This window comes from Roseofilum sp., from assembly GCF_982964205.1.
The window spans coordinates 1-12,018 of sequence record NZ_CEZBFX010000137.1 but is presented as its reverse complement, the minus strand read 5'-3'; the positions used below and the strand labels follow the sequence as shown (position 1 = coordinate 12,018).

Annotated in this window: 8 protein-coding genes and 2 pseudogenes; 4 read left to right on the top strand and 6 right to left on the bottom strand. The window is 40.8% G+C overall.

All coding sequences use genetic code 11. From position 1 onward, the window contains the following. The 3 genes and pseudogenes from AC3A14_RS21850 to AC3A14_RS21840 all read left to right on the top strand — a co-directional run. Positions 1-1,054: pseudogene (locus AC3A14_RS21850) on the top strand (IS701 family transposase); the annotation flags it as partial. Between the two features lie 47 nt (positions 1,055-1,101). Next, the gene (locus tag AC3A14_RS21845) at positions 1,102-1,374 is read left to right on the top strand and encodes a hypothetical protein (RefSeq protein WP_318719280.1); all 273 of its coding nucleotides are present in this window, start codon (positions 1,102-1,104) and stop codon (positions 1,372-1,374) included. Positions 1,375-1,452: 78 nt separating this feature from the next. Continuing rightward, on the top strand, positions 1,453-2,052 hold the full coding sequence (locus AC3A14_RS21840; protein ID WP_413039247.1) for a MiaE family protein: 600 nt from the start codon (positions 1,453-1,455) through the stop codon (positions 2,050-2,052). A 3-nt stretch (positions 2,053-2,055) separates the two neighbouring features. Here AC3A14_RS21840 and AC3A14_RS21835 read toward each other — a convergent pair whose 3' ends face one another. The 6 genes from AC3A14_RS21835 to AC3A14_RS21810 all read right to left on the bottom strand — a co-directional run bounded on the left by AC3A14_RS21835 (position 2,056) and on the right by AC3A14_RS21810 (position 11,733). After that, on the bottom strand, positions 2,056-2,436 hold the full coding sequence (locus AC3A14_RS21835; protein WP_318698248.1) for a response regulator transcription factor: 381 nt from the start codon (positions 2,434-2,436) through the stop codon (positions 2,056-2,058). A 2-nt stretch (positions 2,437-2,438) separates the two neighbouring features. Then, the gene (locus AC3A14_RS21830) at positions 2,439-3,848 is read right to left on the bottom strand and encodes an adenylate/guanylate cyclase domain-containing protein (RefSeq protein WP_318734071.1); all 1,410 of its coding nucleotides are present in this window, start codon (positions 3,846-3,848) and stop codon (positions 2,439-2,441) included. Then, entirely contained in the window at positions 3,820-6,975 is a 3,156-nt protein-coding gene (locus AC3A14_RS21825) for an ATP-binding protein (RefSeq protein WP_318734069.1), read from the bottom strand. The genes AC3A14_RS21830 and AC3A14_RS21825 overlap by 29 nt, the downstream gene beginning before the upstream one ends. A gap of 52 nt (positions 6,976-7,027) precedes the next feature. Next, positions 7,028-8,452, bottom strand: coding sequence for an ABC transporter substrate-binding protein (locus tag AC3A14_RS21820; protein WP_318698245.1), 1,425 nt, complete (start codon positions 8,450-8,452; stop codon positions 7,028-7,030). Positions 8,453-8,556: 104 nt separating this feature from the next. Beyond that, a complete protein-coding gene (locus AC3A14_RS21815) occupies positions 8,557-10,467 on the bottom strand; it encodes a hypothetical protein (protein WP_318734067.1) in 1,911 nt (636 codons plus the stop codon). 240 nt (positions 10,468-10,707) lie between these two features. Then, positions 10,708-11,733 carry an AEC family transporter gene (locus AC3A14_RS21810; protein ID WP_318698243.1) on the bottom strand — a complete coding sequence of 342 codons (1,026 nt, stop codon included), beginning with the start codon at positions 11,731-11,733 and terminating at the stop codon, positions 10,708-10,710. A 17-nt stretch (positions 11,734-11,750) separates the two neighbouring features. On the opposite strand from AC3A14_RS21810, the pseudogene AC3A14_RS21805 reads away from it, so the two are divergent. Continuing rightward, positions 11,751-12,018, top strand: a pseudogene (locus AC3A14_RS21805) (GNAT family N-acetyltransferase); the annotation flags it as partial.

Here is a 12,018-nt window from a genome sequence, read left to right as displayed (position 1 = left end):
GCGCCCTGGGATAGTACCCAAATCAATGACCGTCGTCTGCAAGTGATGAACCAATGTTCTCTTTCCTAGAATTAAGTCAGGATTTGCCCTGATTATTGATGATACGGGGCATCGTAAAAGTGGCAACTTTACCAGTAGAGTAGGGCGGCAGTATCTGGGAGAAATTGGAAAAATAGACAAGGGAATAGTGGCAGTAACGACCCATATGTACGATGGGCGCAAAAGCGTACCATTAGATGTAGAATTATATCAACATGCCAGTTCATTACCCGAAGGAAAGGAAGACGAAGAGTTTGAGAAGAAACCGGAGTTAGCCATCAAGTTAATAGAGCGAAGTCTAGCCAGAGGCTATCGACCAGAAATCGTTCTAGTAGATGCGGGATACGGCAATAACAGTACCTTTCTCAAAGCTCTAGAAGAAAGAAAGCTAAAGTATATAGCAGGAGGTGCCAAAAATCGGAAAGTAGTTATCAAAGAAAGGGAGCAGGAGAAAAAAATCCGTCTAGACGAGTTAGCCAAAAGCATACCGTCAGAGGAATTTAAGCCAGTTGAACTCAATGTAGAAAAACCCAAAAGAGTCTGGGTAGCTCTAGTGAAAGGCAGAACCCTAAGTCAAAAAGAATTGAGAATATTGGCTATCGTCATGAATGCAAGTTGTATCTCAGAAGCGGCAAATATTGACTATTTGATCACCAATGTCAAGGAAGAGAAAGTAACAGCCGAGTGGCTAGTTCTGACTTACTCGAAAAGGAATTGGGTGGAAGTATTTTATCGAGAAGTGAAGGGGTGGTTGGGTTGGAGAGAAGCACAAGTGCGAGATAACTTGAGCTTACTGCGTCATTTGATTCTGGTTTTTTGTGCTTATACTTTTATCATTTACCATAAGTTAACGGGCGGGCTACGAAGGCAATGGGCCAATCGACCATTAAATACATTGGCAGAAGCTTTGTCAGCCTTTCGTGCAGCCTTGTCTTTTCGTTTCTATAATTGGCTCCAGGAAAATTGGGACGTATTTACCGCTTACCAAGAGGATTTAGGCTGGCTTTGGCATTGATATTTGTTTAAGTCTCGTTAGTTGACAGTGGTGCAACGATCAACGTGATGCCCTATGACGTGGGACAAAAACTAGGAGCTATCTGGGAAGATAAAAAGGCAATCATTGAAGTGACAGGTAACTTAGGAAAGCAGCCAGCAATCCCTTTATTTGTAATGGCTCAAATTGGTGATATTGCACCGATTCAATTAGCGTTTGCTTGGATAAAAAAAATCAATACAGCTCTCATTTTAGGACAGACGAACTTTTTTATTGAATTTGATGTGTATTTTTACCGTTCCAAGATGGAATTCGAGGTTAACCCTAAGTCCTTAATTTGAGGAGATTGTTGAGCATTTAAGAAACCGGGTTTCTAGGAACTTGGCTATATTGTTACTATCACCTATTACCACCACAAATTGCTTATGGAAGAATTACCAAAAATTAAATTTCTACAACACCCTACGTCTGAGGCTTGGGTAAAACAGGCGATCTCCAATATTCCCACTATCCTCTTAGATCATTCCCATTGTGAGCGCAAAGCAGCAGGAGTCGCTCTAAACCTGATGTTCCGCTATCCCTCCAGTCAGGTGTTAGTCAGGAAGCTAACGGCGATCGCCCAGGAAGAACTCGAACACTTTGAACAAGTTAATCAATGGTTAGAGCGTCTCAATATTCCCCTGGCTCCCCTTTCTGCTCCTCCCTATGGTGCTGGATTAAAAGCCCAAATTTGGCCGTATGAACCCGAACGAATGCTCGATTCTCTGTTAATTTCTGCCCTCATTGAAGCCCGTTCCCACGAGCGTCTCGGACTGTTAGCGAACCATCTTCCCCATCCAGAACTAGCGAAATTTTATCGCTCTTTAATGGCTTCTGAAGCGCGCCATTACGGGATCTACTGGATTTTAGCAACAACCTATTGCGATCGAGAAGTTGTCCAATCTCGCCTAGAAAGTCTGGCGCAAGTTGAGAGTGATTTGCTCTCTAACTTACATCCAGAACCCCGGATTCATAGTTGAAATTTATTCTAACCCTAAAATCTCCCGAGCCTTTTCTAACAACTCATCGGGATCAAACGGTTTAGTCATATATAAATTCGCCCCGACTTCTTCCCCTTTTTTCTTGTCAAACTCTTGCCCTTTAGCAGTTAGCATGATAATGCAGACTTCCCTCAAATCCGGTTGCTTTTTAATTTGATAACAGACATCAAACCCGTTCATTTTGGGCATCATCACATCTAGAAAGACTAGATTAGGCTGCTCTTCTTTAATCAAATTTACTGCGGTTTCTCCATCTGCTGCAAATAATAGTTCTACTCCTTCATCTTCCAGCTCTTCTAGGGTTTGTTCTAGTAGAATTCTGATATGATTCTCATCATCTACAATTAACACTTTCTTATCCATTATCAGTATAAAACCTCGAAGATCTCCACCGTTTGTGTTTTACCTTTGACATTCACTAATCCTACCTCCTTAAAATTAAAGTAGTCAACGGTGCGATCGTAAATGCTTCGATCCACTAGAATTTGCCCTCCTTCAGCTATGGACTGCAACCTTGATGCAGTATTAACTTTATCTCCAATTGCAGTATAATCAACGTGCTGACGAGCGCCAATATTGCCCACAACAACCTTACCTGAGCTTATACCAATACCCGTTTTGAAATTTTCTCGAATCCAAGGAACGGGCATAGATTGTAGGCATTTTTGCATGGCGATCGCCGTTTGAATCGCTTTTTTTTCACTCTGTTCTAAAGGAGCAGGTGCGCCAAACATGCAGACAATCATATCCCCCACAAACTTATTCACCGTTCCCCCATAGCTAAAAATCACATCAACCATATGGGTAAAATAAATATTTAAATATTCCACCATGGTTTCTGGTTCCAGCATTTCGCAATGAGTGGTAAAATTACGAATATCGGAAAAGAGCATGACCAAATCTTTTTTACCCGTCTTCAGTAAACTTTCTTCCTTATTATCGATAATGGCTTTGACCAATTGCGGAGACATATACCGCTCTAAATTACTTTTAATTCGTTCTTCTTGCAACTGATAATTATGCAAACGAGCATTTTCCATTGCATTAGCCGTTTGAGAAGTTAAAGCAGTCAACAGTTTTAAGTCTGCGGCTCGATAATTAATCGGTTCAGAATGACCGATCCAAATCACCCCAAAAGCCTCGTACCGACTTTTGAGAGGAGAACAAATTAATGCCTTATTTAAACGATCGATTTCAGTTAACCGAGAATCATGTTCTACGTCATTAATGACTTCAGCTACTCCTGTCGATAGGACATAACCCATGATCCCCTCATCAATCGCTAAATTGTACAGTTGTGAAGGACAATCTCCAAATTGGGCTAGAGTAGTAAAGCGTCCATTTTCTGGATCAACCAACAAAACGGCTCCTTGGGTAGACTCAATAATGTTGCGTGCTTCTTTGAGTACTAACTCAGCAATCACCCCCATATCTAAGCAAGCACTCATATCCTCAGAAATACGATATAAGAGATTAATTTCTTTGTATCGCTCTAGAGTTTCATTGACCAATGCTTTTTGAGAAAGAGCTTGACGCACCAGATAATTTAATAAACTGGATACCGCAGAACTGCCTTGATCTCCACATACCCAGCCAATCACTTCTCCTTCCGCTTTAATTGCATATTCTTGAGGGAAGAAAGGATGGACAGAACCCATTAACAAATTTCTATTTGAATCGAAAATGCCTACCTTTCCAGGAAACAGATCAACATACTCTTGAATCAAGGTTTGAGTGGTCGATTTATTAATTAATGACTTCAGTTTTATGGCCATTCTGCATGGGGGGATTCTCTAATAACAAAACAATGATTTGATCGTTGCCTTTTTGAAAGTTTAAAGTTTTTACCAATCTAGAAGTATTAGATATATTTACATCAGTAATGACCAAATCGGGATGAGCAGCAAACAGAGCGTCCTCCGTATTCATAACTTTCATCTGATATCCTTGAGCTTGGAGAATTTCCGTTAAAGTTTGTGCACTTGAAGATTTTTGATCGAAGACTAAAACTCGTTTAGATGAGTATTGTTGCTTCAGTAGAGTCTGCACCCTCTGTAAAAATTGTTCTGAGCTTATGGGTTTCGTCAGATAATGATCTACACCAATACGATAACCTCTTTCGGAGCGATCGTCAGCAGAAATCATCAAAATGGGAATTTGCATGGTTTCTGGATCGTTCTTGAGAATTGCAGCTACATCAAATCCATTCAATTCTGGCATCATCACGTCTAAAACGACTAAATCTGGTTTTTGCTGCTTAATTTGAGCGATCGCCTCCTGTCCATTGGCTGCTTGTCGTACTTCATAGCCTTCCACATCCAAATGTTGAGTCAACAACTCTCGAATATTAGCATCATCATCAACAACCAAAATCACTCGTCGTCTTTGCTGCTGATCGTCCTGATAATCTGGAGACACATTCGTCAATTTTTGTACTAACTGAGGCCAACCCATATCCCCTTGGCTTTCTGATATCGGTAACCAAAATGCAAATATACTTCCCACACCCACTTCACTTTCTACCCAAATATGCCCTCCATGATGCTCAATAATTTCCTTACAAATGGGCAATCCTAAACCTGTCCCTTTGGGTTTATTAATCAAAGTATCGCCTACTTGCTTAAACTTCTCAAACACTTTGGGTAAATCTTCTTCTTGAATTCCAATCCCTGTATCGATTACTTGCACAACTACAGTTTCACCTCGTTTTTCAGCCTTACAGCTCACCATCCCTCGATCGGTAAACTTGACCGCATTAGAAATTAAATTAATCACAACTTGCATTAATTTATCTTCGTCTCCAAGAATACTGGGTAGATTCTCCTCAACTTCAACGACCAATTGAATATCATTCTGACTAAATAGGGAGGTTGTCGCGACTGTCGCTCGTTCAATTACCTGGGTAATGGCCACCGGTTGATGCTTCCAATCCACTTTTCCGGCTTCCATTTTGGCGATATCTAAAACATCATTAATTAAAGCGGTTAAACGCACACCTTCCGATACAATAATGTCTAGGTTGGTACTTACTTGAGTTACTGCACGTTCCACTTTCTTCTCGGTAACATCAACCCTAGGCAGGAGAACTTCTTCTAGTTTTTTCTTAATCAGTTTGGCAAATCCTAAAACCGAAGTTAAAGGGGTTCTCAATTCATGAGAAACCGTAGAAATAAACTCGGTTTTCATCCGATCCACTTCTTTGTCTGTGGTAATATCTCTGACTAAGAAAACACAACCGATAAATTGCTGCCCTAACTGGGGATCGGTTTTGAAAACACCCGTGGCAACGATTTTCCCAATTCGGTTTTCCGATAAATCTATTTCTGAGTTAAATATATTTTCGGGATTTTTTTTAACTTTTACTCCCAGTTCAGCAAATGTTCCTCCAAAAATATCTTCACTCCTTCGGTTGACCAAACTTCCCTGCTCTAATCCAAACAACTTGAATAATGCTTGGTTACTTTGAGTGATCGTTCCATCTGTATTCGTAACCAATAAACCATCAGCGATATTATCAATAATTGAAGTTAGATTAGCCAGGGTATCTTGTAGAGACTGTGTGGCGGCTGTCACCTGATTTTCTAACTCATTTTTGGATTCTTGCAGTTGATCGATCATCTGATTAAATGCCTGTGCTAACGTTCCGATCTCATCCTCTGTTAACACAGGAGCTTGCGAGCGAAGATTGCCCGCACTCACTTGAATGGCTGTTTCCGTAATCCCTAAAATGGGTTGAGTGATACGACGAGAAATCAAATAAATAATAATCAGTAAAAATAAAGCTGCACTTAATCCGATTTGCAAAATCTCCTTCAACAGTTGATGTGCCGGTGCAAAAGCTTCAGCTTGGCTCATTTCTGCTAATAAAGCTAGATTTTGATTGGCCATCCAGACATAGGCTCCAATAACTGGAATCCCTTGATAATTCCTATAAAGTCCTACCCCATCAATTCCTTGAGTTGCTTGTTGAATTCCCAAGCTATCGACTTCTTTTAATTCTTCTTGATTTTCTTGTCCTTGAGTCGCTTGCTGAGAAATAAATACATTTCGGTTTCCTAATCGGCCAATTAAGTAAGTTGCACCCGTTTGTCCTAAACCTGTTTTCTCCCTAATAATTTCATCAATTCCTTGTAAATCCAAGTCAACTGTTAATACCCCCAATCGTTCACCTGATTCAGCTAAAATTGGAGTTCCTAACGTAATAGCAGATTTGCGGGTTATGGGAGAAGTATAGAAGCTGGGAATGACAGTATCAGATTGGCCATGGTTAAAGTAGGTGGTAGTTTCTCCTAATGGTTGATAGGTTTTTTCTTTAGTCGGGTTAGTAGATAGAGCAACAATGCCTCCTGTACTTAACAAAGAGATTTCTTGTAAACTTGGTTTCACTTCTGAAAATTCTGATAACTCTTGGGAGATTTCTTCATAGGCGATTAACTGATAAATAGTTGACAAGTTTAATAGATCTTGAGACTCGATGTTATAACTCTCTTTAAATTTGGCAACTGCTTGCTCTAAACCCCTGCCATAAATTCCATCTAGTTCTCCATCATAATATCCTAAATCTTGCAACAGTTGCTGTAGTTTAATAATTTCTTGCCGATCGGATTCTGGAGTTAGGGGAGTGGATTGCTCTTGTTGGTTAAGCAAGTATTTAAAGTACCGTGCAATTGTAGGAGATCGTGCGATCAATTGCACATCTTGGTATTGGGTTTTTACCCAATCATCCAATTGGTACTCTTTGAGGGATGTGGCTACTTGCAACCTATTATACACAGAATCTCGGAGAGAGTCTCTTGCCCTGACATAGGCAGCGATCGCCACCAGACTAACGGTCACTAAGGACAAGAGAGAAAAAGAGGTCACCAACTGAGACAGGAGACTTTTTCGGAGAAACTTCAGCATAAAACTTGCCTCAAAGAAACGTAGGATTCAATGTACCTATGTACTAGGAAAGTTACTGCCAATCCTGAAAAATGGTTTTAATGGCAGCGATCGCCCGATCCGTGGCAGCTTGAGCGGATAAATCTTTCGTCACCATCTCGGCAATCACTGTCCCCCAAATATTTTGACTTTGCACCTCACTATAGGCTGGATTCAAAGCTTGAGCAAATGGACGAGTCCGATAAAATTGTTTAGAGGCTGTTGAAATGTGCGGATCATTAGAATCTTGCCAAAATGGATCTTCCAATAGTTGAGGCATAACCGGGAAAAACCGCCCTTGAGAGCCTTGAATATAAAGTTTGAGATTGTCCGGTTCAATCAAATAAGATAACAACTTCTTCGCTTCATCTTTGTACTTAGAAGACTCAAAAACAACAACTTGCTTAATGGATACCATTGATGTCATTGGATCGCCATTCGGTTTATTCGGCCAAGGAGTGGTGACCAGTTGCTGCTGATAAGTGCTTTGATCTTGTCGTTGCGATCCAGGAATAGACAAGGTAGGATTAATCGTCATCAAAGTGGAACGACTCAAGAAAGTGACATTGTTATCTGCATTCCCCCAGTTTGTTGCTTCTGGAGGAACATATTGTTGTTTATAAAACTGGGTATAAGCGGATAGGGCCTGGGCAATTCCTTCGCGCACTTGGGCCTTGTCTACTTGTAAGTCTCCCGTGCTATTAACCAGCTCCACATCAAAAGCTGCCAAAAATTGCTCAAACACAAAGAAAGTATCTGAGGCTGAAGCAGACATGGGTAACCCCATACTATAAAAATTACTTCGTCCTTGATTCCGTATGGGAGCTTGCGCCTGTTCCCAAAACGCCCAAAATTGATCCCAACCTTCAGGAATCGCTTCTTCTCCTTGACCAAGGGAAGAGAGCAACGGTTGCCAATAATGAATATGATTAGTCATTTGAGTGATCGGTGCTGAATAATAACTGCGCTCTCCCGTAGTTTTGTTTAAGTATTTAACTGCATTCAAGACTGCTGGACTATACAAAGATTCGGCGGCTTCTATCACACTGGAAACATCAGCTAACTGATTATTCCAAGCCAGTTTAGGAATAAACGTTAAATCTGCATCATGGCTATACAGAACATCAGGGGGATTGCCAGCAGAGATAGCCCGTTCAGCTTCTTGAAGAATATCACCTTCACTATAAAGGGTGAGTTCCACCGGCAAGCCACTATCATTCTCCCATTGTTGCACTAACCGCCGGATCGCTTCCGTTTCCTCTGGATAATACCCCTGACTCCACCAAATCCGCACACTATCACCACCACTGCTGGTAATGCTTGTCGGAGAATCTTGACGTTGACCACAGTTCGCTAACGTCAGACCGAGCAAAAATAGAGATAAGTTTGTAAACTGCCGCCGTTTCATAAATTTGATATCCAACACTACATCATGCATAGGCAAGATCGATGCCATCATAGTGTATCATGCTCTTCTGAAAACCGTTTATTAACAGTCTTTATGCTATATCTATAGCTTGTGAATAATTTCTGCTATGGTTTATACGACTAGGACGAGAAAATTTAGGATGAAGATTGGGCTGTAATTGATAACCGATAGACTGAGGGGCTGTTTTCCGGGTTAAGGATGTCAAATAGCTCTTTTTTTGCCGTCTCATCCACTTCCCTAGCCGAAAAAGCCAATCGAAAAAAATAGCTTTCGCCAATCAGTTGAGCGGTCACCATACCCAATAAGGCAGAAGCCGCCTTATCTGTACTGATCTGAATCTGGTGGTAGCGATCTCCTAAAATCACTTTTCCCTTAGTCATTCCTAAACCACACATTGAAGAAACCATCGAAGAAACGGTTTTATGGTGATCAAAAGATTTATAGTTTAAGAGAAATTTTTCTAGATCGGCTCCACCATTGTGGGTAGCAAAAAACAAACTTTCTAATTCAAATGCCTTAGGATTTAACATCACATATCCACAGCGCAAATAACCCACAACATTTTTAGGAAAATCCAACTGATACCCTAGATCGACTTGACCAGCGCTCATCGCAATACCTACTTGTTTCTGGATCGATCCTAACGGTGTTTCTACCCAACCCGTAGCCCAAACTTTTCCCTCATCTGGATCGAAGTGTATTACTGGATCGACCCGTTGTAAATCATCAATGCAGGGAGTTCCAGGGGGTTGGAAAATTAAATGACCGGAAAAATAATCGTCTACCCAATCAATGTCATCATAATAGCCATGATATAAACTACCACATAGCCAGTTTGACGATACTTCCTTAAACCATAGTCGATCAATACATAGCCCGCGCTCGCAATTGAGCCTCAGCTTAAGCTTCTCTGTTTCCAAGATTAACCACTTATTACGACGCTCTACCTGTAACTGATCGGGTAAGGAAATATTAGCATTTCCAGATTTCAATCGAGGAACCACAAAAACTACGCCTAACTGATTAGCTAGGGTTCTTAAGCGTTGCTCGTAGTCTATAAAGCGTTTAGGTGTAATATGAGTGCGAAAATCGCTACCCCATAAGTAACATAACTCCTGCCAAACTGGATTCGTATAACTGACCCGATCTTTGAGAGCATTATAAATTGACCAACATCGGTTATTGATCTCTAAATCTGTACCCGTTACTGCCCACCTGGTGATATTATACTTTCGTTGCTTCTTGACTGGAATTGGATCTTCTGAAGATTCTAATGACAGACTATGACCAGCTAGAGGGGATGAAATTTTCTCTAAGATATCACTTACATGAATAAACTGAAATCGATTATCGTGTTGTAAACTTTTAAATAAATCATAGATTTTCTGCCATTCATCTAATTCAATTTTGGCTTCTGTTGCATATCGACCTGGACGGAAGTTAAACACCTCTGCATCATTTCCATATAGCATCAATGTTCGGTTTGGTTCAGAAAGATGATTAACTAGATATTCGTCTATATATTCATCCCAATTTATTTCTCCATAAATGTATTTTTGAAATTTTTGAAATGCAATGGAATTGTTCCAGATGACGGGGATTTTTTCTCCGCTTTGACTACAAGCATATTGGGGGTAATAACGCCATTCAAACTCCCACTCACGGTGATACCGATAGGGATTATTCCATTCCATAATAATAGCTTTATATCCTGCTTTTAAATAATGGGAAACTAAACTAGCAGAATAGGCTTGTTCATTCACTAACGCCACTTGTGGATGTATCCCTAAAATCTTGTCATAAACCTGATGCCCCCAATAGAGATTGGCTTCATTTATGGCTGAAGGGACAATAGGGCCAATAATTTGTGCATATCCACTACCAATCAATTCACACTTGCCTTGACCAATTAAATAACGTAGTTGATCCATCCATTTCTGATCGAGTTGTTCTGCTACTTCTAGGGTATAACCTGTCGCTTCAATAGCTATAGGTATATTGAATTCAGTTGCTAGTCTGAGAACTGGCCAATAGCACTGTTTCATGACTATAGGGCGTTGCTCTATCTCAATGGATGAAAAGGCAAAATTGAGATGAAATAGAAGCATTAAAGAGAGTCGATCGGCAGATTCTCTTGAATGAGAATTTAGAGGATTTGTAGAGGATATTTTTGAGGATTGATGAATCATTGTTTTTGTCTATACAGAAGGAGAGAGAAAATCTGAAATAATCCAATGTAACCCAAGAATATAAGACGGAATTCAACTGATTCCTTAAGAACGACACTATACCCCAAATAACCAAACCCAAATGGGGAGAGTGAACAACAAGATGATACAGCCAAGAGCCAAACAGGTTACGGCTAAATCTTCGTCCAAATGATAGTTTTGCGCAATCACTAAAGTTGCAAATGAAGGGGGCATAGACATTTGCAAAACCATAGCTAATCGAGGCGCACCATCAACACCAAAAAACATCAATCCGGTTCCGACAACTAGTGGAGCTAATATCATTTTAATCAACAAACAAGTTGAGGCTTGTTTAAGCTTTCCTAGGGTTTGGAGTTCACTCAATTTAATCCCAATTAATACCAAGGCAATCCTAGTCACAGTCCAAGCCGCATTATATAAAGTTATTTCCACGGTATCAGGTAGAGGGACATAGCGAAATCCTAAGCCAAATAATAGGCTCCAAAACGCAGGATTATTTCGAGTAGCTTTAAAGACTCTTTGTAATATGGATTCTTGCTTTTGATCGCTGCTACCAAAGTAGGCAGCGAGGGCAACCCCAACCACATAAACCGCGATCGCCGATCCTAAGAGATCGTAGAATAACCCCCAGGCAATGTAGTCTACTCCCACTAACCCTAAAACCACAGGAATACCTAAATACCCAGTATTGCCACACATCATCGCCAGCATAAAGCTGCCTTGAGTCGATTGACTCCATTGACTATTAATCACAGTAATTTGAGGACCTTCTAGGGCTGGATTTAACCCTCTGGCAATGTCTCGTAAGCGCTCATCGCTCACCCCCAGATCGATCCAAGTCCAGGCAAAGGCTGCACCCACACCGACGGCAATCCAAGCGGTTAACGGCGCAATCCAAATTCCGCCGGAAAGATCCGTTTTGCGTAAAAATGCCACAATACTAATGGGTACACCAAACAAAAATAATCCTTTCCCTAAATAGGAACTACTGTTCTTGGGTAATAGGGTACTAATCAAAAATTTGCCGATACCCCATCCCAATAGTGTCCAGCCAATCAAAGGTAGATATAGCTTGAGTAAGTTTTCAACTAAGGGAGTCATGATCGCTTAAACTTTTGGTGGACATATCCATCTATACAGCCGTGAGACAAGTTTACCGTAATTATTTAATTCGAGATTGGGAAGTTGGCGATCGCCAATCTGTTGCCACCCTAATCAGTTCTGTTTTAGCCGAATATGGTCTCAGTTGGGAACCCAAAGGAGCCGATTGCGATGCTCTAGAAGTCGAAAGTGCGTATTGGCGAACCGGCGGAGAATTTTGGGTGATTGAAGGCGATCGCCAACTGATAGGAACTGGAGGATATCATCCCATATCTAAAGGGTACA